This is a genomic window from Enterobacter cloacae complex sp. EB5, from assembly GCF_031432835.1.
Lineage (GTDB): Bacteria > Pseudomonadota > Gammaproteobacteria > Enterobacterales > Enterobacteriaceae > Enterobacter > Enterobacter hormaechei_C.
Window position 1 is genome coordinate 4,127,849 of the sequence record NZ_CP133860.1, and the last position, 23,729, is coordinate 4,151,577.

Genomic DNA, 23,729 nt, shown 5'->3' on the forward strand with positions numbered 1-23,729 from the left:
GTATACCGAATCATTGTTAATGGAAACTAACATGTCAGAAATTAGCCGTGCCGTGCTTTTCGGCAAACTGGATACGCTGTTATTTACCTCTCTGGAAAGCGCGACTGCCTTCTGTAAGCTGCGCGGCAACCCGTACGTTGAGCTGGTGCACTGGCTGCATCAGCTGATGCAGCAGCAGGATGGCGATCTGCAACAGGTCATCCGTCACTTCGCCCTTGATGAACAGCAGCTGACGCGCGATATCGTGGCGGCGCTGGATGCCCTGCCGCGTGGCGCGAGTTCCGTGTCTGATCTTTCCGAGCATATCGACAGCGCCGTCGAGCGCGCCTGGGTCTACGGCTCGCTGAAGTTTGGCGTCAGCCGCATCCGCGGCGGCCATTTGCTGATCGGCATACTGAAAACGTGGAATCTGGCTAACGTGCTGAAAAGCATTTCGGCGCAGTTCACCCGTCTTAACGTCGAGGTGCTGATCGAGCAGTTCGACGCCATTTGCGCCAGCAGCAAAGAGAGCCAGCAGGCCGCCGCCGCTGCGGACGCGCCTGCCGGGGCAGTACCGGCTGCGCAGGGTACGCTGGCGCAGTATGGTCAGGATCTGACGGCGCGCGCCCGGGAAGGGAAAATTGACCCGGTGGTGGGGCGCGATGAAGAGATCCGCCAGATGGTCGATATTCTGATGCGTCGTCGCCAGAACAACCCCCTGCTGACCGGGGAAGCCGGCGTCGGGAAAACGGCGGTGGTGGAAGGGCTGGCGCTGCGTATCGCTGACGGCGATGTGCCGGAGCCGCTGCAAAACGTTCAGCTGTGGCTGCTGGATATCGGCATGCTTCAGGCCGGAGCGGGCATGAAAGGGGAATTTGAGGCGCGCCTCCAGGCGCTGATCAACGAGGTGCAGTCCAGCGCCACGCCGATTATTCTGTTCATCGATGAGATCCACACCCTGATTGGCGCTGGCGGTCAGCAGGGCACCGGCGATGCCGCTAACCTGCTCAAGCCTGCCCTGGCGCGCGGGCAACTGCGCACCATTGGCGCGACCACCTGGGCGGAATACAAAAAATACATTGAGAAAGATCCGGCGCTGACCCGCCGTTTCCAGACCGTACAGGTTCACGAGCCGGACGAAGCCAAAGCCGTGCTGATGCTGCGCAGCACCGTGTCGCCGCTGGAAACCCATCATCAGGTTCTACTCCTCGACGAAGCGGTCAGCGCGGCGGTGAAACTGTCGCATCGCTATATTCCTGCGCGTCAGCTGCCGGATAAAGCGGTGGCGCTGCTGGACACCGCCTGCGCTCGCGTGGCCGTCAGCCAGAGCGCGCCACCTGCCCAGCTGGAAGACTGTCTGCGTCACCTGGCGGCCCTGGACGTGGAGCTGGAGATTGCTGAACGCGAAGCGCGCGTGGGGGCGGGCGATCCGGCGCGTGTAGCGACCTTAACCGCAGAGCGTGACGCGTACGAAACCCAACGCGAAGCCCTGGCCCGTCGCTGGGAAGAAGAGCGCACGCGGGTGCAGGAGATTATCCGTCTGCGTGCCGCGCTGTTTGCGGCGGGTGATGAGGATACGGCTGAACTGCGCGGCCAGCTGGCAGAGCAGCAGCAGGCGCTGAAGACCTTACAGGGTGATGAACCGCTGCTGTTTGCCGCGGTGGATGAGAACGTGGTGGCAGCGGTGGTCTCAGACTGGACCGGCATCCCGCTGGGCCGGATGGTGAAAAATGAGATCGACGCGGTGCTGAATCTGGCCGACACGCTGAACCAGCGGGTTATTGGCCAGCGTCATGGTCTGGATCTGATTGCCCGTCGGGTAAAAACCTCCCGGGCGAAGCTTGACGATCCAAACAAACCGGTCGGCGTATTCATGCTCTGCGGGCCATCCGGCGTGGGTAAAACCGAAACCGCGCTGGCGCTGGCGGAGTCGCTTTACGGCGGCGAGCAGAACGTCATTACCATCAACATGAGTGAATTCCAGGAAGCGCACACCGTTTCGACGTTAAAAGGTGCGCCTCCGGGCTATGTGGGCTATGGTGAAGGCGGCGTCTTAACCGAGGCCGTGCGCCGCCGTCCCTACAGCGTGGTGCTGCTGGATGAAATTGAAAAAGCGCACCCGGACGTGCACGAGATCTTCTTCCAGGTCTTCGACAAGGGCTGGATGGAGGACGGCGAAGGGCGTCACATTGATTTCCGTAACACCATTATTATTCTGACCTCAAACGTCGGCACCGACCTGATCGCAGCCATGTGCGCCGACCCGGAACTGATGCCGGAGCCTGACGCGTTAAGCGGCGCCCTGCGCCAGCCTCTGCTGGAGGTGTTCCCGCCTGCGCTGCTGGGCCGCCTGCTGGTGGTGCCGTATTACCCGCTGAGCGACGAGATGCTGGGGCAGATTGTGCGTCTTCAGCTCAGGCGCATTCAGCGTCGTCTGGAAGAGAATCACAACATTATTTCTGAATTTGACGACAGCGTGGTCGAACAGATTGTTCAGCGCTGTACCGAGGTTGAGTCGGGCGGGCGTATGGTGGATGCGATTCTGACCAATACGTTGCTGCCTCAGATGAGCCAGATTTTACTTACCGCCAGCCGCAGCGACGAGCAGTACCGACGTCTGCATGTCACCTGCGAGCAGGGCGAGTTCCACTGTCAGTTTGCCGCGTAATAATCATCAAGAGAACTGTAAAAGATGACGGATAATGATAACAATCGGACTGTCCCAAACGCGCTCCCGGTCGGGTACCGTTTCAATGAGTTTGAGATAAAAGAGGTGATTGGCGGCGGCGGATTCGGCATCGTCTATCGCGCCTGGGATCACCAGCTCGAACGCACTATCGCTATCAAAGAATTTATGCCTTCCTCCCTCGCCGTGCGCGGCGAGGATATGACGCTGGTGCTGCGCAGCGAGCGCTTCGGCAAAGCGTTTTCTGCCGGTCTGAACAGCTTCATCCAGGAAGCCCGCCTGCTGGCGCGCTTTAACCACCCGAACCTGCTGCACGTCCTGCGTTTCTGGGTGCAAAACGACACGGCCTATATGGGAACGCTGTTTTACAGCGGTACCACGCTGTCCCGTCTGCGCGAAGAAAAACCGGAGCTGATTAACGAGGCGTGGATCCGCCGCATGCTGCCAATGCTGTTTGGCGCCATCAAAACGATCCACGACGAGGGGTATCTGCACCGCGACATCTCGCTGGATAACATTCAGATTCAGGATAACGGCCTGCCGGTGCTGCTCGATTTCGGATCGGCGCGCCGCACCATCGGTAATCTCTCGGATGAGACGGAAACCATGCTGCGTCCGGGGTTTGCGCCTATCGAGCAGTATACCGACGACAATGAAAGCGAGCAGGGACCGTGGACGGATATCTACGCGCTCGGCGCCGTATTGCGCACCCTCATCGTGGGCTCTCCGCCGCCGGTCAGCGTGGTGCGTTCGATTCAGGATACCTGCAAACCGCTGGTGGAGCTGATGCCTCAGGGCTATTCCATTCCGCTGTTACAGGCCATCGACAAGGCGCTGGCGCTGCATATGGAAGACCGTCCGCAATCCATTGAGGAGTTTGCGGCGCTGATCGAGATGCCCGTCGCCGGTATCGACGAGGTGCTTACCGCGAAGAAGACCGGCACGATGCTGGTGCCGGTGGAAGAGGAGGCATCTGCTTCCGCGCTGGACTGGCGACGTTACAAGCTTCCGGGGCTGGTGGCCGCGGGCGTGCTGGTTGGGGTGGTTGCCGGTGCGATGCTGTTCGGCGGCGGCAGTCAGGAAACGCCAGCGCAGACGGCGCAAACGCCTGCCGTGAGCCCTCCGGCTGAGACCTCCGCCCAGGCGGAAACCAGACCGGCCACGGCTGACGTGAGCGAGCCGGTCGCGCCACCGGCTACGGCGCAGCAGAGTGCGCCGCCTGTCGACGCCAGCCCGGTCGCGTTGGTCTATATACGCATGCTTGATGGCGAGACGCTGAAGGTGAACGGCGAGTCTAAAGCGCTGCGTCCGGGGAATAACGGTTACGCATCGCTGAAATTGCCTGCGGGCGAGACCCGCATTGAACTGGAAGGCAATGGAAGAACGCGTACCCAGACGCTGGATATTGCGAAGCCAGGCACCTGGCTTGTGAATCCGTAGGAGTTTAAACAGGAGATACTATGGAAGTGTACGATCTTCGAAGCCAAAGGCTTCGTCCAAAGGAATTCGAAAAGATTGTCTCTCCTGTCTATGCACGGAGCGACGTAGGGCGTGAGTTTGTTGTGGTGCGAGGCGTTTCAAATCCATTTCACAGCATTGATGGTTTAACGTTACGACATCGTTTCGAATTTAATCCTAATGCCGTTTTTGATCCCCTCTATGCGCAAAATCTTAATAAAATAGAGCGGTTAATTGACTCAGGGGAGGTGGTCTTAATAGATCACCGTCAACGGACAAAAGCCCTATATCCCTTTTTCATCTCTGAGTCAGGGGAGTTGTTTTGTGTTGATGAGACGATCTACAACTCAGCTTTTGTGAATTACGTCCTCGAACGTTACCGAAATAATGTCGCTCTATTTGGAAAACCAGCCCCAACGCGTGATTCATTCGTTCCCTCTACCAATAATTACGGACCGGGTTACTGGAAAACTGTTGAAGATGATTATCATGGCACAAAAAATGTTGTGATTATGGCGATTAATCGACTGACGAGCATGGGGGATGAGGGACGAGTATTTGGGTCGGACGGTAAAGATTACATGAATACGTCGCGCGATAAAATTCAGCGCTGGACAGCGCTACCCGGAGATCTGGACGGTGAATCGCGCGTGTTTATATCTGCGAAATCGGTCATCAGACGATACGGAGAACAACGATCCATTTATCAGAAATACCTTGAGAGCGATGATGCCTGGGCAGTAAGTGGTAAATCATGGCAATGGATACCTGGAGTCAGAGAAGAGGATTATGAATTTAAAAAGTAAATTATGGTATTTCTGGGGAAGCATGGATGTACTGGCTCTTTTGCTTTATTCTGTAAACTCACTTCGCCAGGACAGGATCCCCTTCATTTCAGATTTAATCGCGTTCACAGGAACCTCAGATGTAGTTTCAGGAGGCGGTTACTACTTTATCGTAACACTCTTTTTTATATTTGATTTGCTCTTATTACTTTCACTTTTTATTTCAGCTTGGTTGTTTTTTAAGAAAAAAGACGTTGCGATTAAATTTGCCCTTATTCAGGAAGTTTTCCGTCTAATTTCGTTCAGATGTTCGGTTTCTTTTTTCCCACTTCTGGTAAGTGTGTTTGGTATTTCAAGTGTCTGGGTAAATTTAGGATTGTTCGTTATCTCGGAACTGCTAAAAGTATATTCTCTTGTTTACTTAATGGGCAAAAGAAAAAGAACTCATTCACTTTAATATATAAATGACGCTGATGCGTAGATGCGAACCTCTTTTCTGAATCGCATAAGCTAGATGGAATAAAGATTATGCTCAACCGAATTACCGTTCAGCTCCCGGTTGAGGGGCTGCTCTTCTGGAAACTCTCCGGCCGCGAGGCCATGTCCGAGTCGTTCGCGCTGACGCTGACCCTTCTCGGCACGGACGCGCGCATTGACCGCAGCAGGCTGCTGGGCCAGCCGGTCACGGTGACTATCCCCACGCAGAACCTGCTTACCCCCCGCTATATCAACGGCAAGGTGACGCGCGTGGCGGTGAGCGCCGTGGAGCTGACGGGCACCCGTTACGCGGTGTACCAGCTGACGGTGGAGCCGGACCTGTGGCCGATGAAGCGCGACCGTAACCTGCGTATCTTCCAGGGCCAGACGGTACCGCAGATTGTCAAAACCCTGCTGGCTGAACATCAGGTTAACGTTGAGGATAAACTTACCGGCAGCTACCGGGTGTGGGACTACTGCGTGCAGTATCAGGAGTCGAGCCTGGACTTCATCAGCCGCCTGATGGAGCTGGAGGGGATTGCGTACTACTTCAGCCACGAGGCGGACAAGCATACCCTGGTACTGACCGACGCCGCGACGCAGCATCAGCCGTTCAGCGGCTATGAGGTCATTCCTTACCATCAGACGCCGTCCGGCGGCAGTACGGATGAAGAGGGCATCAGCCAGTGGGCGCTGGAGGACAGCGTCACGCCGGGGATTTACAGCCTCGACGACTATGACTTCCGCAAGCCGAACGCGTGGCTTTTCCAGGCGCAGCAGAACCCGGCGTCACCGAAACCGGGCAGCATCGACGTGTACGACTGGCCGGGGCGCTTTGTCGACAAAGGGCACGGAGAGTTCTATGCCCGTATCCGTCAGGAGCGCTGGCAGGTGGAGCATCAGCAGATTCAGGCAACCGCCACGGCAGCGGGCATTGCGCCGGGCCACACCTTTACCCTGACCAACGCGCCGTTCTTCAGTGACAACGGGGAGTATCTGGTGACGGCGGCGGGCTATCACTTCGAGGAGAACCGCTACGCGAGCGGCGAGGGGGAAACCATTCACCGCACCGATTTCACCGTTATCCCGGCGTCGGTGTCGTACCGTCCGGCGCAGAGCACGGCGTGGCCGCGCACCTACGGCCCGCAAACCGCGAAAGTCGTGGGACCGCAGGGGGAAAGTATCTGGACGGATAAATATGGCCGCGTGAAGGTGAAGTTCCACTGGGACCGTCTGGCGAAGGGCGATGACACCAGCTCTTGCTGGGTGCGCGTGTCAAGCGCCTGGGCGGGCCAGGGCTACGGCGGGGTGCAGATCCCGCGCGTCGGCGATGAGGTGGTGGTGGACTTTATCAACGGCGACCCGGACCGTCCGATTATCACTGGTCGTGTCTATAACGAAGCAAGCATGCCGCCGTGGGCGCTGCCGGCTGCCGCGACGCAGATGGGCTTTATGAGCCGGACGAAGGACGGCTCCGTGGACAACGCCAACGCCCTGCGCTTTGAGGACAAGGCGGGCGCAGAGCAGGTGTGGATCCAGGCCGAACGCAACATGGACACCAGCGTTAAAAATGATGAAACGCACACCGTCGGCGGCGCGCGCAGTCATTACGTGAAGAAAAATGAGCTGCATCGTGTTGAAGCGAACCAGATCCAGGCGGTGAAAGGTGGGACCGAAATCCTGACGGGCAAAGGCAAGCTGGATGCGGCGGTGGAGCAGTATGTCATTGCTTCCGGGACGAAGCTGAGGCTGGTCTCAGGTGAGAGTGCTATTGAGCTTAACGCTAACGGCAAGATTAACCTGATCGGCAAAGAGTTTAACTTCTTCGTTGAGGGCGATGGGTATATCACCACGGGCGGTAAGCTGCATCTGAATACCTCTGGCACTAAACCTGGCACAACGGCACCGGGGTCGGGACATAAAGGGGATATTGATGCAGCTGTGCAGGAGAAGTTTTCGCCTGAACAAAGAAAGAAAGGGGCAGGAGCGTCTCCTGTGCCATCAGAGTCTGCAACGAAACCAGCACCTCAAGCTACAGCAAGTAATGCCACTTCAGCACCACCGACTCAAGGTGAGGACAAGTTTTCAAAGATCTCACCTATTATTTTCCAGAATGAAGGCGGATACGTTAATGACCCTAACGACTCCGGGGGAGCTACCAATAAAGGAATTGCGTGGAAAACATGGCAGAAATATGCCAAGGAAGATCTTGGCGTTGAACCCACATTGGATAACCTAAAAAATTTAACCAATGAACAAGCTGAGACAATTTACCGTAAACGTTACTGGGAGCCGTCTGGATTTAACAATCTTAATGATCCTAAACTCGCACTAATGTCTTATGATTGGACCATAACCTCCGGCGGAGCCGGTAAACAAATCCAAAAATTGCTGAACAATGAGTTTGGCCAGCAGTTGATTGCAGATGGGAAAATAGGGCCTAAGACAATAGAAGCAATGAACAGCGTAAGCGACTCAGCGAAACTTACGTCCAGAATAGCGGACATCCGTAAAGAGTATTATGAAAATCTTGTGGTAAATAATTCCAAAAATGCTAAGTTTTTGACAGGTTGGTTAAATCGAGTTGATCGGTGTGCACAGGTGGCTTTGTAATGAATATAAAATTAGTAATGTTATTGATGGTTGCAGGTTTTAATAGTGGTCATGCAATAGCTAAAGATATGTTTTCTGGTCAGTGGAGCGGAGAACAAAAAAATGAGTCAACACTCACTTTACGATTAACTCAAGCTGGTCAAAATGTGAATGGTAGTTATTGTTATGTTACGCAAAACGGTAACCGCATTGACTGTCCCCCAGATGATGAGAGTAATCTAAAGGGTGTTATTGCTGAAAATAGAGCAAATGTGGAATTTAACTCTTCATTTGGTGGTGAAAAGGGACGTGCGAAACTGGAAGTGGTTGGTGATAAAATGATTTGGACTTTAATTACACCGCCACAGAAAGGTGAATATTCTGCTCCGCGGAATTATGAGCTAACAAGAGAGTTAAAGTCATCGGCGTCCGAAAAAAGAATTTTTGATACCGATAAATTCAATATTACTCTAGTAAATAAATGTGGTTCTTTTGAAAGCAACTGCAATGATATGTTTTATCTTGGAATTAGAAAAAGTGATAATAGTACAATATCTTTAGATGGTAAGACTTTAAACGATGCGACAGGAAAATTAATTGGTTCTTTATTTAAGAATGGCGAAATTACCTATACAGTTACCTATAACCCATTAAAATTGGTAGTCAGCAAAGGTGGTCATATTTTAGTTGATCAGCCAGGTCAATGGGTTAATAAGTAGAATCTATTACTAAAGGTCAGTATTCTCTGACCTTTATTTTTGCCTTAACTTTCCTTGATATTAATCATCCCGAGTTCACTTATGAAATACACCCTCCAGGAAGGTTCCTTTACCCTTTTTCCTGCTGCCTGGCAGGACAACAGCATGAACATCATTCGCGATGACGAAAGCGGGCTGTCCGTGGTAGTCAGCCGCGGCGTTATTCCCGATGGCAGCGACTACGAACAAGAGTTTCACCGCCAGTGGGACGTGCTGCGTCCTCAGATGGGTGAGATCGCCCAGAGCGAATTTCAGCACGTAAAAGCCGGGCCTGCCGGCAACATTGATGGGGTAGAAGTTGAGACCACCTTTGACCGTAACGGCCAGCGCCTGTGGCAAAAACAGCTGGCCGTGCAGACGCCAGGCAAACCGGTACTGATGATTTTTACCCTCTCGGCCTTAAAAGCCTTTACGGAAGAGGACGAGGCGCGCTGGAGCGCACTGAAGCAAAGTCTGACGCTAAACGACAACCGGAATGTGTAAGGCATGAGCGATAACAACGCGGCCCGTAAGGGCGACGAGATTATTCACTCCAGCATTTTTGCTGATATAACCAGCATTGTGGCGGAAGGTGCCGCCTATGCGGTGATTGGCGCGGCGGTGGGCGCGGCAGCGACCGTCGCGGCCCCACTGCTGGGAGCCGGGGCCGCAGCGGCAGGCGTGGCGGCGATTGGATCCAGCTGTCTGTTGAGCGGCATTATCGGCGGGGTTCTGGCGAACGTCGCCGGGATCACCGACGATATCAGCAACGCCGCTGAAGGGCTGGGTAACGCGCTTTTCCCGCCGTCGCCCGCGGGCAAAATCACCACCGGTTCGAGCAACGTTCTGACAAATAAACTTCCCGCTGCACGCGCAGCCGGGACGTTAACGCCTGCCGATACCCCGTCCCCGGAGCCTCAGTCGCCGGGCAGCTTTGCCGACTATGCGGGCATGCTGCTCTCCGCTGCCGGACAGTTCGGCAGCGAGATGTGGCAGCCCAGCGTCGCCTCTGCCGCCGCGGGGACCTCGCCACTGGAAGAAGACAAGGTGGCGTGTGATAAACACTCCGGGCCGCAGTATCTGGCGGAAGGCTCGAAAAGCGTCTTCATTAACGGACAGCCTGCGGTGCGCGCAAAAGATCGCACCACCTGCGAGGGCACCGTTTCCGACGACGTCTCCCCTAACGTGATCATCGGCGGTGACACGCTCACGGTCCGCGACATCAAAAGCGGCAAAACGCCGGGTCTGGCGCTGGGGATGATTGCGCTCTCCCTGCTGCGCGGGCGTCCTGGCAAGATCCTGAAAAACATGCCCTGCGCGCTGGCTGCTGCCGGTGGCGGGATGCTGGCGGATATGGCTGTCAACGCCGTGTTCGGCTCCTCGCACCCGGTTCACGCCGCCACTGGCGTGAAGGTGCTGAATGACGACGACGAACTCGATTTCTCGCTGCCGGGGCGCTTTCCGCTGCGCTGGCAACGCAGCTACAACAGCCTGACCACCCGCCAAGGGCTGTTTGGTCTGGGCTGGGCTACCACTTTTGACAGCTATCTGACGCTGGAAGAAAACAACGCCACCTGGTTCGATGAAACCGGGCGCGAGCTGAGCTTTGAACTGCCGCCGGTCGACCGCGCGTTTTACAGCATCAGCGAAGGCATCATTATCCGCCGCAATGAGAGCGGCGACGTGGCGATAGCTGACGATGACGGCGCGGTGTGGCGTCTGTATAAACCGACCCGCGCTAACCCCTCCATCCTGCGCCTGGCCTCCCTCAGCGACGAGTACGGCAACGCGTTGCTGACGGAATGGGATGAGCACGGGCGGCTGGTCGGTCTGCACGATGAGCCGCGAGCGATCGATGTCACCCTGCGCTATGACGATGAACGTTTCCCGCAGCGCGTTACCGCTGCCAGCCATTTTGACGGCAACCAGACATGGCCGCTGATGCATTGGGGGTACGACGCGCGCGGCCAGCTGGCCAGCGCAACGGATGCCTCCGGCGTAGTAACCCGTGAATACCGTTATAACGATGATGGACTGATGGTCTGGCACCGTCTGCCGGGTGGGCTGGAGAGCGAATACCGCTGGCAAAAATTTGACCACTGGCGCGTGGTGGAAAACCGCACCAGCACCGGCGACGGCTGTCGCTTTAGCTACGATTTAGCCGCCGGGCTGACGACCGTCGATCACTACGACGGTCAGACGCGAAAGCATTACTGGAACGCGCAAAACCTGATTGTTCGCTACGTTGACGAGCGCGGTGAGAACTGGCGCTACGAGTGGGATGACAACGAACTCCTCACGCGTCGCATCGATCCGCTGGGTAATGCCGTTACTTTCGTCTATGACGAGATGGGCAACCGGGTGCAGGAGATCGACGCCGATGGCAATACTCGCACCACCACCTGGCTGGAGCACCGTGCGCTTCCGGCGTCCATCATCGAAGCCGACGGTAGCGCCACCCGGTTCCTGTATGACGAACATCATGGGCTGAAACGCGTGGTGGATCCGATGGGGCAGACCACGATGCTGCGTCGGGACGAGTTTGGTCAGGTGGTTGAAGAAGTTGATGCCGCCGGGAACAGCCGCTACCAGGAGTACAACGAAGCCGGGCAGATGGTGCGTGCGACGGACTGTTCGGGCCGTGTGACACAATACCGTTATCATCCGCTGGGCTGGCTGGTGGCTGAGATCCGCGCCGACGGCGAAGAGACGCGTTACCGCTACGACGCCGCGGGGCGTCCGGTGCAGCTCGACCGACCAGAAGGCTGGACCGAGTCGCTCAAATGGAACGAACGTGGCCTGCCGGTGAAGCATGCGGGCGCCGACGGGAAAGAGAGCGAGTTCAGATACGACGAGGCAGGGCGCTTAACCGCCACCCGTAATACGCAGGGTGAAGAGGTGCACCGCCGCTGGGACAGCCGCGGGCGTCTGATTGCCCTGGAAAACGAAAACGGCGAAGCGTATCAGTTCCGCTGGGGCGCGGACTCGCTACTGCTGGAAGAGGTAGGGCTTGATGGCGTGGCCTCGCAGTATCGCTACGATGCCTGCGGGCGTACGATAGCGCGCACCTTTGCCGCCGGACATCCGGAGGCCATTACCCATGCCTTCGCCTGGAGCGCGAGCGGCCAGCTGGTCGCCCGCACCACGCCGGAGGGGCAGACCCGCTACCACTACACCCCGTCCGGACTTTTGAGCCGGATTGGGCTGCATCCCGCGCTTTCAGCCGATGCCTGGAGCGCCGAGGCCGAGCAGGAGCTTGTGTTTGAGTATGACGCGCTCGGGCGCGTCACGCGCGAAACGGGCGAGCACGGGGAGCTGGCGTGGGAGTATGACGCGCTGGGTAACCGCACCTCCGTCACGCTGCCCGATGGTCGGGAGCTGAAACAGTTCTACTACGGCAGCGGGCATCTGCTCAGCATCGCGCTTGATAAGCTCTCGGTCTCCGACTTTACCCGCGACGAACTCCACCGTGAAACCAGCCGTACGCAGGGGCTGCTTACCACACGCAGCGAATACGATCGTCTTGGACGACTGCATCGCCGGGACGTCTTTACCGGCAATGCGCAGCGCCCGTCGCCGCGCCGCTGGTCCCGCCGCTGGGATTACGACTACCGCAATAACCTGGTGCGTGAAGAGCGGGACGATAACCCGTTCAGCTGGTACCGCTGGCAGTACGACAGCACCGGGCGCCTGCTCGTTCAGGACGGCACGCTGCCTGGCCAGGAGCAGTGGCGCTGGGATGCAGCCGGTAACCCGCTCGAAGGCTCTGCTGAGAAGGTCACGCACAACCGTCTGACGCACCTCAACGGCATTCGCTGGCGCTATGACATCCACGGCCGCACCGTGGAGAAGGATAACGGCCAGACCCGCTGGCACTACCGCTACGACGGCGAGCACCGCCTGACGGAGGTCATCAGCCAGCCGCGGGACCGCAACAGGCCGCAGACGCAGGTCAGCTTCCGCTATGACCCGCTCGGGCGACGCATCAGCAAAACGCGACGCCAGATGCTGTTTGGGCAGCCGACCGGCAAGCCGGTCACCACCCGGTTTGTCTGGGAAGGGTTCCGGCTGTTGCAGGAAGTGCACGGGGATGTGCCGCTGACCTACGTCTACAGCGATCAGGACAGCTACGATCCGCTGGCGCGTATCGACGGCGTTGATGCCCCGGAAATCTTCTGGTTCCACTGCCAGCCCAACGGCACGCCGGAGCGGATGACGGATAGCGAAGGGCAGGTGCGCTGGGAAGGCGTGAACAGCGCCTGGGGCAAGCTGCTGCGGGAAAGCGAGACGCAGGTATCAGGATATTCCCAGAACCTGCGTATGCAGGGGCAATACCTGGACCGTGAGACAGGGCTGCACTACAATCTGTTCCGGTATTACGACCCGGACTGCGGAAGGTTTACGCAGCATGACCCGATAGGGCTGGTGGGGGGGATAAACCTTTACCAGTATGCGCCGAATGCGCTGGGGTGGGTGGATCCGTGGGGGTTGGCATTAAAGGGAGTCGACTTTACAGGAAGCCCAGATCTTTTCCCAATCAATGGAACGAAACAAAACATTGTATCTATTACAATGCAAGGAACTCGAGATAGAGATTTCACCGAGGCTTTCAAGGCAGCCGGTATCTCTAAAAGTGAAGCAACCGGATATACATGGCATCATGTCGATGATTTTGACCCAGCCACAGGAAGGACAACAATGCAATTAGTAAAAACTTCTGCGCATGAAGCTACTTTCCCACATAAAGGCTCAGTCTCACAATTCGAGAAATATTTTGGTGTAAAATATGGTTCCCAAGAAGCCATTGCTGTTTCCCATTCTAAAGGCTGGTTGAAGGGGCGTGTTCCGAAAAAATTGCGTGCAAACTGTCACCAGTGAGGTATAAATCTATGAATCATTTCAGTAACTGTGAAAAAAAGATTGGACGTGAAGATATAGCCAAAATAGAAGAGAAGTTATCTATTACTCTTCCGGATGATTTCGTTTCACATTATTTGCAATTTAATGGTGGCACTCCTGAGAAAAGTTGGTGGGGCGATGATGAAGATTTTGAGCCAATAGAGGTGGCATGGTTTAAACCGTTTGTTTATAATAGTCAGACAAATGATGACCCTAGATCTTTAGTTGACGGTTGCTATATCAACATGTTGGGTAGGGAAGTGATTCCTAAAAACCTGCTTCCCTTCGCAAATGATTGGGGAGGAAATTTCTTCTGCCTGGATTTAGATAATTACTCAATTGTATACTTTGCTACAGATTCTTTTGATGAGGATTTGACTATGCAAGAGAATCACACAAAACTTCAAAGATATCTGACAAATTCATTTTCCAACTTTGTTAATGGATTAGTAACAGAAGAAGAGCTTTCTTAAGAAAACTTTAATAATTCAAGCGATTAATTTAATGCGGTTGCTGTTGTTTTGAGATTGTTTTAATAAAACCCTATGGCAAATCATAGGGTTTTATTTCAAAGCAGCATAGCGCGCTTGGTAGTATTAACACACCTGGAACTCCCAAGAAAAATAAATCAGGTTAAAATATGAAAATATCCCAGCTAGCAATAGACAGGTTAAATAAAATTAATTGGTTTATTAATCTTGGTAAGGCAACGACACTCCCTGGGGTTCTCCAGTCTCAGTCCCTTAGCTTTTTTTATAAAAGGCCTGAATAGTGATGAATGGGAGGGTGCACCCGGGAGGCTGTTAATAAAATAACGGGTTATCTCGCAAAAAAACACACTAACAAATATCAATACTGGAATTCTTTGGTCAAAGAAGCTAAGAATGTTGTGGAGAATGATATTATCCAAAAAATAATCTTCCCAGAGTCTGAGAAAAGCTCAATGATTGAGAACTTAAAATGGGATCTTGTCAATTACATGCTTGAAGATGCGTATAGTTCTTTACTACGAGAGCCGTTCTTTTTTAATGGATTGTTTAATGTTTATGAAGCTGGTTATATGCCTTGTGGGTGGTCAGGTATTTGGCCAGCGGGAAAACTAGTTATCTATTGATAGACTCGCAATAAAAAAATCCACGCCAAAGCGTGGATTTTTTCATTCAAAACAAATCAAACGTTAAACAGGAAGTTCATCACATCGCCATCTTTAACGATATAATCTGTCCCTTCCGCACGCATCTTGCCTGATTCTTTCTCGCCTTGCTCACCTTGTTCTCAATAAGCTGTCGATCTTCAATTTAACCCGCGACGAACTCCATCGTGAGACCAGCCGCACCCAGGGGCTGCTGACCACCCGCAGTGAATACGAACGTCTTGGCCGCCTGCATCGCCGGGACGTCTTTACCGGCAATGCCCAGCGTCCGTCGCCGCGCCGCTGGTTTCGCCGCTGGGATTACGACTACCGCAATAACCTGGTGAGTGAAGAGCGGGACGATAACCCGTTCAGCTGGTACCGCTGGCATTACCGCTACGACGGCGAGCATCGCCTGACGGAGGTTATCAGCCAGCCGCGGGACCGCAACAGGCCGCAGACGCAGGTCAGCTTCCGCTATGACCCGCTCGGGCGTCGCATCAGCAAAACGCGCCGCCAGATGCTGTTTGGGCAGCCGACCGGCAAGCCAGTCACCACCCGGTTTGTCTGGGAAGGGTTCCGGCTGTTGCAGGAGGTGCACGGGGATGTGCCGCTGACCTACGTCTACAGCGATCAGGACAGCTACGATCCGCTGGCACGTATTGACGGCGTTGATGCCCCGGAAATCTTCTAGTTCCACTGCCAGCCCAACGGCACGCCGGAGCGGATGACGGATATCGAAGGGCAGGTGCGCTGGGAAGGCGTGAACAGCGCCTGGGGCAAGCTGCTGCGGGAAAGCGAGACGCAGGTATCAGGATATTCCCAGAACCTGCGTATGCAGGGGCAATACCTGGACCGTGAGACAGGGCTGCACTACAATCTGTTCCGGTATTACGACCCGGACTGCGGACGGTTTACGCAGCAGGACCCGATAGGGCTGGCGGGGGGGATAAACCTTTACCAGTATGCGCCGAACACGCTGGGGTGGGTGGATCCGTGGGGGTTGACTCCTAAAACATTAATTCACTACACGACTGAAGAAGGGATGAAAGGTATCACGGAAAGTGGTGTAATAAGACCTTCATCAGGAGATATACACGCCCGTTTCGGGGATGGACAATACTTCACTAATATCAGACCTGAAATGATTGGCGGACGAACACTCAAAGATGTTGGAGGAACTGGAAAAATGTCTCTGGGTCAATTAGCAGCTGATATATATGGTGATGCGAGGAAATTAAAAGGTTTAAGCCATTTTGTCGAAATAGATGTTACTGGCTTAGATGTAATTGAACCCCGGAAAAATACATTTTTGATCTTAAACACAAAAGATCTCGATGTCTCTAAAAGAATTGTTAAAAGTGGGAGGAGTTGTGGTTGAGGTGAAAAAATATTATAAAGGAAGTGTTGATTTTATTGCAGGTGAAGGGACTATTCTCAATGAGTTCATAGGAGAGGTAGCCACGCGACAAATAAATATTATAGATGGTAATTATTATGCTTCTTCCTCTTTGCTAGATAAAAATGAAAAAGTTGGCTTCCTGCTGTATGATGGTAAGAAAAGCGACCTGGACTTAAGTGACGCCGAAGAAATTTCGAATGAGGAATTTGAAGTTTTCTGGCAAACATCAACGAGTTCATTGCAAGAAAAAAAGCGAATAAAATACTTGTTTGGAGATGCTGTGGAACCTTTGAAAAAATCCACAGTTATTGCTCATATTGTGAATAATAAAGGGAAGTGGGGTAAAGGTTTTGTTCTGTCCCTTTCAAATAAATATCCTGCGGCAAAAAAAAGCTATCTTAGTAGCTTCAAAGAAAATAACTCCCCAGAATTAGGGGTGGTTGATTTTGTTATGGTTGATGCTCAGGAGAAGATATTTATTGCTAATATGTATGCGCAGGATGGTATAAAGAAAAATATCAACGACAAAAAACAATACGTATGTTATGACTCTCTGGAAGTTTGTCTTGAAAAATTATCTGACTTTGCTTTAGTGAATCGCCTTTCTGTACAAATGCCAAGGATAGGAGCTGGCCTCGGTGGTGGTGATTGGAATGTTATAGAGTCATTAATACTAAAAAATATTTGCTATAAAATGATTGATTGCAATGTAATAAATTTATGATTTTAAATAAAATTTAACCATATATTATGGTATTTTTGGCGGTTTCTTAGGCAAGGTTTTTTATTTAAAAGGGCAAGAACTTAAGTATGATAATATCTATAATAATATACTATTGAACAAGGAAACGAGTTTCACGATGATAAAAAATACGTCGAGGCTTTAGAGCAATACCAAAAAGCCTGGCAAGCGCTTCCTGAGCCAAAGCTCGAATGGGAACTCGCCAACTGGATCGCTGCCTGCATGTACAGCGCATGTTTTGATCTCGCGGATTACGCTGAGGCAAAGAAATGGGGAAAGACGACATTACGGACACGTGGATCGGATATAGACACTGCACCCTTAATCGATCTCGGCATGGTCTGTTATGAATTGAATCAATTCGAGGAAGCGTATAAATATTTTAACGATGCTTATAATTACGGCAAAGAGCGTGCGTTTCAGGATAGACCTAAAAAATATCTTGAGTTCTATCTGCGCAAAAGGAGATAAGTTCGTTACTCTATAAAAAAATCCATGCCAAAGCGTGGATTTTTTTCATTCAAAACAAATCAAACGTTAAACAAGAAGTTCATCACGTCGCCATCTTTAACGATGTAGTCTTTCCCTTCCGCACGCATCTTGCCAGCTTCTTTCGCGCCTTGCTCACCCTTGTAGGTGATAAAGTCTTCAAACGCGATAGTCTGCGCACGAATGAAGCCCTTCTCGAAGTCGGTGTGGATCTTACCAGCCGCCTGAGGCGCGGTCGCGCCCACAGGGATGGTCCACGCACGCACTTCTTTTACACCAGCGGTGAAGTAGGTTTGCAGGTTCAGCAGCTCATAACCCGCGCGGATCACGCGGTTCAGGCCCGGCTCTTCCAGACCCAGCTCGGCCATGAACTCTTCACGGTCGGCGTCGTCCAGCTCGGCGATATCGGATTCAACGGCAGCGCAAACCGCCACAACCACAGAACCTTCCGCCGCGGCAATTTCACGCACTTTGTCCAGATACGGGTTGTTCTCGAAACCGTCTTCGTTAACGTTGGCGATGTACATGGTAGGCTTCAGGGTCAGGAAGCTCAGGTATTTGATCGCCGCTTTGTCTTCGTCAGTAAGGTTTTTCAGCGCGCGCAGCATGCCCGCGTTTTCCAGCTGTGGCAGACATTTTTCCAGCGCAGCCAGTTCCGCTTTCGCGTCTTTGTCGCCGCCTTTGGCTTTCTTCTGCACGCGGTGAATGGCGCGCTCGCAGGTGTCGAGGTCAGAGAGGGCCAGCTCGGTGTTGATGACGTCGATGTCGTCGGCCGGATCCACTTTGTTGTTAACGTGGATAATGTTGTCGTTCTCGAAGCAGCGCACAACGTGGCCGATCGCTTCGGTTTCACGGATGTTGGTCAGGAACTGGTTACCCAGGCCTTCACCTTTGGATGCGCCTTTTACCAGGCCCGCGATGTCCACGAACTCCATGGTAGTTGGCAGAATGCGCTGCGGCTTCACGATTTCCGCGAGCTGGTCCAGACGCGGATCGGGCATAGGAACAACACCGGTGTTCGGCTCGATGGTACAGAACGGGAAGTTCGCCGCTTCAATACCTGCTTTAGTGAGCGCGTTGAACAGGGTGGATTTGCCCACGTTTGGCAGACCGACGATACCGCATTTGAATCCCATTTCTAAATCACCTTAATATCTTGATAATCAATCCGTTAACGATAACCGATTGAAGAAAAGTAAATAACTACGCCTATTATACACGTAACCCGCATGACGCGCGGTAAAAAAGCCGTATCGGGCGGATTATTGCGCTTTGAAAGCGTGTAAGCGATTTGTCGCTTTGGTTAAGCCGTCTTGCAGCCAGATTTCAGTGCAGCGCGCCGCTTCGTCTACCGCCTCGTCAATCAGTTTTTGTTCGGAAACCGGGGGTTTACCGAGCACGAAACCGACAACTTTGTTTTTATCGCCCGGATGGCCGATTCCCACGCGCAAACGGTGGAAATTCGGGTTATTGCCCAACTTGCTGATGATGTCTTTAAGACCGTTGTGACCGCCGTGTCCGCCGCCCAGCTTGAATTTTGCTACGCCAGGCGGGAGATCCAGCTCATCGTGAGCCACCAGAATTTCATCCGGATTGATGCGATAAAACGTAGCCATCGCCGCCACCGCTTTACCGCTCAGGTTCATAAAGGTGGTGGGCACCAGCAGGCGAACATCCGCGCCAGCAAGGTTGATACGTGAGGTATAGCCGAAGAATTTAGGTTCTTCACGCAGGGGAGCACGTAACCGTTCGGCCAGCAGATCGACGTACCAGGCTCCGGCGTTGTGGCGGGTGGCCGCATACTCCGCGCCCGGGTTGGCGAGGCCGACAATCAGTTTAATCGTCACGATTCAATTCCTAATGGGTTCCAGATCTGGCGCGTAGTTTACTGTCTGGCGCGCCGCTTGACAAAATTCTGCGGTTATCCCGGCGAAATTCGAATAATTACTCATCTGAACAATTAGAATTTCAAGCTGTTCAACGCCTTATTTGTAAACTTTTGTTTGTGCGTTATCCGTAATTGTGATCATTCACGCAACTCATATAAGAGGCGTTGTCTATACTTTACACACAAGGAGAAGGGGCTTTTCCCCTGACAACCCAAAGTTCCGGAGGTGACATATGAAACGCAAAAACGCTTCAATGCTCGGTAACGTGCTAATGGGGTTGGGACTGTTCGTGATGGTCGCCGGTGTCGGTTATTCAATCTTAAACCAATTACCGCAGCTTGACCTCCCACAATACTTTGCGCATGGCGCGGTGCTGAGTATCTTCCTCGGTGCGGTACTGTGGCTCGCCGGGGCGCGCGTGAGCGGACATGAGGAAGTCTGCGATAAATACTGGTGGGTGCGTCATTACGATAAACGATGCCGCCGCGACCAGCGCAAGCATAGCTAGTGCCCCATAAAGAACACCGAAACGACTTCATCTGAAGTCGTTTTTTTTTGCATGACGCATTGACCCTCACGTAACGTAAGGCTTCAGAGTAACGACACTGGCAGAACAAAAGGAGCCGTTATGTTGATACAGGTGGGTGAACTGGCGAAACGTGCCGGGATCACCGTGCGGACTTTGCATCACTACGAGCAAACAGGGCTGTTGTTACCTTCTGCCAGAAGCGCGGCAGGCTACCGGCTTTATAACCTGGCGGATGTGCAGCGTCTGCATATGATCCAGGCGCTGGCAAAAGCCGGACTGGAGCTTGCCGAAATCAGGGATTTTCTGGAACAGCGTTCGCTGACATTAGCCGAATTACTCGACGGGCAAATCACTCTGCTGGACAAGCAACTGCGTAGCATCCATACGCTGCGCAACCGGCTGGTGGAATTGCGTACCGGGCTGACCGACGATGCGACGCCGGATCTGGAATCCTGGCTACAGACTCTGGAGTTAATGAATATGTACGATCGCTGGTTTAGCAAAGAAGAGTTGCAGCAACTGCCGTTTGCGGTAGAGAAAGAGGCGCTGGCGGATATCTGGTCGGGGCTGGTGAGGGAGGTTAAACACTTGCTGGAACAGAACGTCAGCGTCACGGACGCGCGGGCGACCGATTTGGCTTCACGGTGGATGGAACGCCTGGAGCAGGATACCGCAGGCAAACCGGAATTTTTGACCCGCCTGAACGAGATGCACAGCGTGGAGCCGCAGATGCAGGAGCAAACCGGCATTACGCCGGAGATAACTGATTACATCACGCGGGCGTTTGCCGAATCAAAGCTCAGCATCTGGGAGAAATATCTCACTGCCGAAGAGATGGCCTTTACCCGGGCGCACTACTTTGACCGGATGATGGAGTGGCCGCCGCTGGTGGCGAAGCTGCATCAGGCGCAGCGGGATAATCTCAGTCCCGCTTCTGACGATGCGCAAAAGCTGGCAGAAAACTGGCTGGTTTTATTCCAGTCCTATGCGGGAACAAACCCGCAGACCCAGCAAAAATTTCGCCTCGCCATGCAGCAGGAGCCGCATCTGATGAAGGGCACGTGGATGACGCCTGCCGTGCTTGAATGGCTCCAGCAGGCGATCGGGGTGATGATGCAAAGACGCGTCTCTGCATCAGATGACTCACAGATCCGCTAATGCAGCTTCACGGTTAGGGTAGAAGGACAATCGGCCAGGGATCGGCTGCACGCCCGCGCGCGCCATGGTGCGCAGGGGCTGGAATTCAAGGTTACTCACCCGCAGTTCACAGCCTTCCGGCAGGCGGGCAACAAAGCGCTGGAAGGCATCCAGACCGCCGGCATCCAGCACCGGGACGGCATCCCATTTCAGGACCACAATCCGTTTGCCCGCGATGCGGGACGCCAGATCGCTGAACAAACCTTCCGCTGCGGCGAAGAACAGCGGGCCGATCACGCGCAGCACCAGCACATCGTCAGGCACCTCAACGTTAACCGGGGAGAGACGCGTCATCTGCGCGATGCGGCGCATAAAGAGCAGCGAGGCCAGCACAATGCCGACGCTGATGGCGATAACCATATCGAACAGCACGGTCAGCGACATGCAGATCAGCATCACGATAATGTCGTCTTTCGGCGCGCGGCGCAGCAGGTTAACCACCTTATGCGCCTCACTCATGTTCCAGGCCACCATCAGCAGCAGCGCAGCCATGGCAGAGAGTGGAAGCCATGAAAGCAGCGGGGCAAGGATCAGCAGCGCCATGATCACCAGCAGGGAGTGAATGACCGCGGAAACCGGTGATGTCGCGCCCGCACGTACGTTCGCGGCGGAACGCGCAATCGCAGCCGTAGCGGTAATACCGCCGAAGAACGGTGCAACGATGTTCCCCAAGCCCTGGCCGACCAGCTCGCTGTTGGCTTTGTGCTTAGTGCCGGTCATGCCGTCGAGCACGACGGCGCAGAGCAGGGATTCGATCGCGCCCAGCATTGCCATGGAGAATGCGGCGGGCAGCAGAGCGCGAAGGGAATCCCAGCTCAGGGTAAAGCTGGAACCCGGCATGTCCCAAGGCAGAACCAGCTGCGGCAGCAGCTGCGGAATGCCGCTGCCCTGTGAGCCGTCCGCCAGAACATAGTGGAACTGGGAGCCAATGGTGGCGACCTGTCCACCGAGCAGGTTGACGACGCCCATCACCGCGCAGCCCAGCAGCAGAGCGGGCAGATGCCCCGGGAGACGAATGCCTAAGCGAGGCCAGACGATAAGTGTGCCGAGTGTAACGATGCCAATGGCCGCATCGCCCAGGTTGGCCGTCGGCAACGCCATAAACAGCGCGCCCACTTTCTGTAAATAGTGCTCCGGAACATGGGCCATTTGCAGGCCGAGGAAATCCTTAATCTGCATGGTCCCGATGGTAATCCCTATCCCCGAGGTGAACCCCAGCGTTACGGAAAGGGGAATATATTCAATCAGGCGACCAAAGCGGGCCAGACCAAACAGAATTAAAAAGATGCCGGACATCAGGGTGGCAACCAGCAGGCCTGCCAGACCAAACTGTTGGGAAACCGGGTAGAGGATCACCACAAAGGCGGCAGTCGGGCCGGAGACGCTGAAGCGGGACCCGCCCGTCAGCGCAATCACAATCCCCGCAACGGCCGAGGTGTACAGCCCGTACTGCGGCGCGACGCCGCTACCAATCGCCAGCGCCATCGCCAGCGGGATGGCAATAATCCCGACGGTGATCCCGGCTATCAGGTCACGAACAAAGCGTGACGATGTGTATTTCTCTTTCCAGCAGGCGTCGATGAGGGCGCGAAAGGGCAGAACATGTGAGGAGGTTACGTTTTTCACAATTATCTATCATCCGTGTGCGCATCATCTGTCATATGAATGGCAGGTGAAGGAGGCATAAGTCATACAAATAAATACTATAAACAAAAAAACCCGCCGTAGCGGGTTTTTTTGGCCGTGTTCGATCAGTGTTCGAACATTGCAGAGATGGATTCTTCGTTGCTGATACGACGAATCGCTTCGGCCAGCATCCCGGACAGAGTCAACGTACGCACGTTTGGCAGCGCTTTGATCTCGTCGCTCAGTGGGATGGTATCGCACACCACAACTTCGTCAATGACGGAGTTACGGAGGTTGTTTACCGCATTGCCGGAGAAGATCGGGTGAGTGGCGTAAGCGAATACGCGTTTCGCACCACGCTCTTTCAGCGCTTCAGCGGCTTTACACAGCGTACCGCCGGTATCGATCATGTCGTCCACCAACACGCAGTCACGGCCAGCCACGTCACCGATGATGTGCATCACCTGAGAAACGTTAGCGCGCGGACGGCGTTTGTCGATGATCGCCATGTCGGTATCGTTCAGCAGCTTCGCGATAGCACGCGCACGTACCACGCCACCGATGTCCGGAGAAACCACAATCGGGTTGTCCAGATTCAGTTGCAGCATGTCTTCCAGCAGGATTGGGCTGCCGAATACGTTATCAACCGGCACGTCGAAGAAGCCCTGGATCTGCTCTGCGTGCAGGTCAACCGTCAGTACGCGGTCAACGCCGACGCTGGACAGGAAGTCAGCGACAACTTTAGCGGTGATTGGCACACGCGCGGAACGGACGCGACGGTCCTGACGTGCATAGCCAAAGTAAGGAATAACAGCAGTGATACGGCCAGCAGAAGCACGACGCAGCGCGTCGACCATAACAACCAATTCCATCAGGTTGTCATTCGTTGGAGCACAGGTGGACTGGATGATGAAAATATCACCACCGCGTACATTTTCGTTAATTTGTACGCTGACTTCGCCGTCGCTAAAGCGACCTACAGCGGCGTCGCCGAGGGAAGTGTACAGGCGGTTGGCAATACGTTGTGCTAGTTCCGGGGTGGCGTTACCAGCAAAAAGCTTCATATCAGGCACGAGAAGAACCTCAGGCATGCGTCCAGTGGTGGATAGC

At 54.1% G+C, this 23,729-nt stretch carries 17 protein-coding genes and 2 pseudogenes; 14 read left to right on the forward strand and 5 right to left on the reverse strand.

Annotated features, from left to right (window positions below; genetic code table 11):
* The first annotated feature begins 31 nt into the window (after positions 1-31).
* The 10 genes from tssH (at position 32) to RHN82_RS19940 (ending at position 14,727) form a co-directional block, all read left to right on the forward strand.
* Complete coding sequence (gene tssH, locus RHN82_RS19895) at positions 32-2,647, forward strand: type VI secretion system ATPase TssH (RefSeq protein WP_023296773.1); 2,616 nt, start codon at positions 32-34, stop codon at positions 2,645-2,647.
* Between the two features lie 24 nt (positions 2,648-2,671).
* Positions 2,672-4,105, forward strand: coding sequence for a serine/threonine-protein kinase (locus RHN82_RS19900; protein ID WP_047051727.1), 1,434 nt, complete (start codon positions 2,672-2,674; stop codon positions 4,103-4,105).
* A gap of 20 nt (positions 4,106-4,125) precedes the next feature.
* Positions 4,126-4,929, forward strand: coding sequence for a hypothetical protein (locus RHN82_RS19905; protein WP_045324994.1), 804 nt, complete (start codon positions 4,126-4,128; stop codon positions 4,927-4,929).
* Positions 4,913-5,365, forward strand: a complete 453-nt coding sequence (locus tag RHN82_RS19910) for a hypothetical protein (protein ID WP_032648547.1) — start codon at positions 4,913-4,915, stop codon at positions 5,363-5,365. Before RHN82_RS19905 ends, RHN82_RS19910 begins: the two co-directional genes overlap by 17 nt.
* A gap of 71 nt (positions 5,366-5,436) precedes the next feature.
* The gene (gene tssI, locus RHN82_RS19915) at positions 5,437-7,998 is read left to right on the forward strand and encodes a type VI secretion system tip protein TssI/VgrG (RefSeq protein ID WP_047051726.1); all 2,562 of its coding nucleotides are present in this window, start codon (positions 5,437-5,439) and stop codon (positions 7,996-7,998) included.
* Positions 7,998-8,696 (forward strand): hypothetical protein, encoded by a 699-nt coding sequence (locus tag RHN82_RS19920; RefSeq protein WP_053087064.1) that lies wholly within the window; start codon positions 7,998-8,000, stop codon positions 8,694-8,696. The genes tssI and RHN82_RS19920 overlap by 1 nt, the downstream gene beginning before the upstream one ends.
* Positions 8,697-8,777: 81 nt before the next feature.
* Entirely contained in the window at positions 8,778-9,218 is a 441-nt protein-coding gene (locus RHN82_RS19925) for a DcrB-related protein (protein ID WP_015570343.1), read from the forward strand.
* A 3-nt stretch (positions 9,219-9,221) separates the two neighbouring features.
* Complete coding sequence (locus tag RHN82_RS19930) at positions 9,222-13,592, forward strand: RHS repeat-associated core domain-containing protein (RefSeq protein WP_047051725.1); 4,371 nt, start codon at positions 9,222-9,224, stop codon at positions 13,590-13,592.
* Positions 13,593-13,603: 11 nt separating this feature from the next.
* Entirely contained in the window at positions 13,604-14,086 is a 483-nt protein-coding gene (locus RHN82_RS19935) for an SMI1/KNR4 family protein (RefSeq protein WP_047051724.1), read from the forward strand.
* Positions 14,087-14,478: 392 nt separating this feature from the next.
* The gene (locus RHN82_RS19940) at positions 14,479-14,727 is read left to right on the forward strand and encodes a hypothetical protein (RefSeq protein ID WP_224213908.1); all 249 of its coding nucleotides are present in this window, start codon (positions 14,479-14,481) and stop codon (positions 14,725-14,727) included.
* Positions 14,728-14,783: 56 nt separating this feature from the next.
* Here RHN82_RS19940 and RHN82_RS19945 read toward each other — a convergent pair.
* A pseudogene (locus tag RHN82_RS19945) lies at positions 14,784-14,885 on the reverse strand (DUF933 domain-containing protein); the annotation flags it as partial.
* Here RHN82_RS19945 and RHN82_RS19950 point away from each other — a divergent pair.
* Positions 14,873-16,126 (forward strand): annotated as a pseudogene (locus RHN82_RS19950) (RHS repeat-associated core domain-containing protein); the annotation flags it as partial. The pseudogenes RHN82_RS19945 and RHN82_RS19950 overlap by 13 nt on opposite strands.
* Positions 16,083-16,871, forward strand: a complete 789-nt coding sequence (locus RHN82_RS19960) for a macro domain-containing protein (protein WP_048338787.1) — start codon at positions 16,083-16,085, stop codon at positions 16,869-16,871. The pseudogene RHN82_RS19950 and the gene RHN82_RS19960, both read left to right, overlap by 44 nt.
* A gap of 548 nt (positions 16,872-17,419) precedes the next feature.
* Here RHN82_RS19960 and ychF read toward each other — a convergent pair.
* Positions 17,420-18,514: a redox-regulated ATPase YchF gene (gene ychF / locus RHN82_RS19965; RefSeq protein ID WP_003856650.1), complete on the reverse strand. Its 1,095-nt coding sequence runs from the start codon at positions 18,512-18,514 to the stop codon at positions 17,420-17,422.
* Positions 18,515-18,640: 126 nt separating this feature from the next.
* Positions 18,641-19,225 carry an aminoacyl-tRNA hydrolase gene (gene pth, locus RHN82_RS19970; RefSeq protein WP_008499504.1) on the reverse strand — a complete coding sequence of 195 codons (585 nt, stop codon included), beginning with the start codon at positions 19,223-19,225 and terminating at the stop codon, positions 18,641-18,643.
* A gap of 274 nt (positions 19,226-19,499) precedes the next feature.
* On the opposite strand from pth, the gene ychH reads away from it, so the two are divergent.
* Both ychH and RHN82_RS19980 read left to right on the forward strand, forming a co-directional pair.
* Complete coding sequence (gene ychH / locus RHN82_RS19975) at positions 19,500-19,775, forward strand: stress-induced protein YchH (protein ID WP_003856655.1); 276 nt, start codon at positions 19,500-19,502, stop codon at positions 19,773-19,775.
* A 120-nt stretch (positions 19,776-19,895) separates the two neighbouring features.
* The gene (locus RHN82_RS19980; RefSeq protein ID WP_047051594.1) at positions 19,896-20,954 is read left to right on the forward strand and encodes a MerR family transcriptional regulator; all 1,059 of its coding nucleotides are present in this window, start codon (positions 19,896-19,898) and stop codon (positions 20,952-20,954) included.
* Here the strand turns inward: RHN82_RS19980 and dauA are convergent.
* Together dauA and prs are read right to left on the reverse strand one after the other, a co-directional pair.
* Positions 20,940-22,619, reverse strand: coding sequence for a C4-dicarboxylic acid transporter DauA (gene dauA, locus RHN82_RS19985; protein ID WP_047051593.1), 1,680 nt, complete (start codon positions 22,617-22,619; stop codon positions 20,940-20,942). The genes RHN82_RS19980 and dauA overlap by 15 nt on opposite strands.
* Before the next feature lie 125 nt (positions 22,620-22,744).
* Positions 22,745-23,692 (reverse strand): ribose-phosphate diphosphokinase, encoded by a 948-nt coding sequence (prs, locus tag RHN82_RS19990; RefSeq protein ID WP_003856663.1) that lies wholly within the window; start codon positions 23,690-23,692, stop codon positions 22,745-22,747.
* Positions 23,693-23,729 lie beyond the last annotated feature (37 nt).

Coding starts and splice junctions, on each gene's coding strand:
- tssH (WP_023296773.1), top strand. CDS start 32: ATGTCAGAAATTAGCCGTGCCGTGCTTTTCGGCAAACTGGATACGCTG.
- RHN82_RS19900 (WP_047051727.1), top strand. CDS start 2,672: ATGACGGATAATGATAACAATCGGACTGTCCCAAACGCGCTCCCGGTC.
- RHN82_RS19905 (WP_045324994.1), top strand. CDS start 4,126: ATGGAAGTGTACGATCTTCGAAGCCAAAGGCTTCGTCCAAAGGAATTC.
- RHN82_RS19910 (WP_032648547.1), top strand. CDS start 4,913: ATGAATTTAAAAAGTAAATTATGGTATTTCTGGGGAAGCATGGATGTA.
- tssI (WP_047051726.1), top strand. CDS start 5,437: ATGCTCAACCGAATTACCGTTCAGCTCCCGGTTGAGGGGCTGCTCTTC.
- RHN82_RS19920 (WP_053087064.1), top strand. CDS start 7,998: ATGAATATAAAATTAGTAATGTTATTGATGGTTGCAGGTTTTAATAGT.
- RHN82_RS19925 (WP_015570343.1), top strand. CDS start 8,778: ATGAAATACACCCTCCAGGAAGGTTCCTTTACCCTTTTTCCTGCTGCC.
- RHN82_RS19930 (WP_047051725.1), top strand. CDS start 9,222: ATGAGCGATAACAACGCGGCCCGTAAGGGCGACGAGATTATTCACTCC.
- RHN82_RS19935 (WP_047051724.1), top strand. CDS start 13,604: ATGAATCATTTCAGTAACTGTGAAAAAAAGATTGGACGTGAAGATATA.
- RHN82_RS19960 (WP_048338787.1), top strand. CDS start 16,083: ATGTCTCTAAAAGAATTGTTAAAAGTGGGAGGAGTTGTGGTTGAGGTG.
- ychF (WP_003856650.1), bottom strand. CDS start 18,514: ATGGGATTCAAATGCGGTATCGTCGGTCTGCCAAACGTGGGCAAATCC.
- ychH (WP_003856655.1), top strand. CDS start 19,500: ATGAAACGCAAAAACGCTTCAATGCTCGGTAACGTGCTAATGGGGTTG.
- RHN82_RS19980 (WP_047051594.1), top strand. CDS start 19,896: ATGTTGATACAGGTGGGTGAACTGGCGAAACGTGCCGGGATCACCGTG.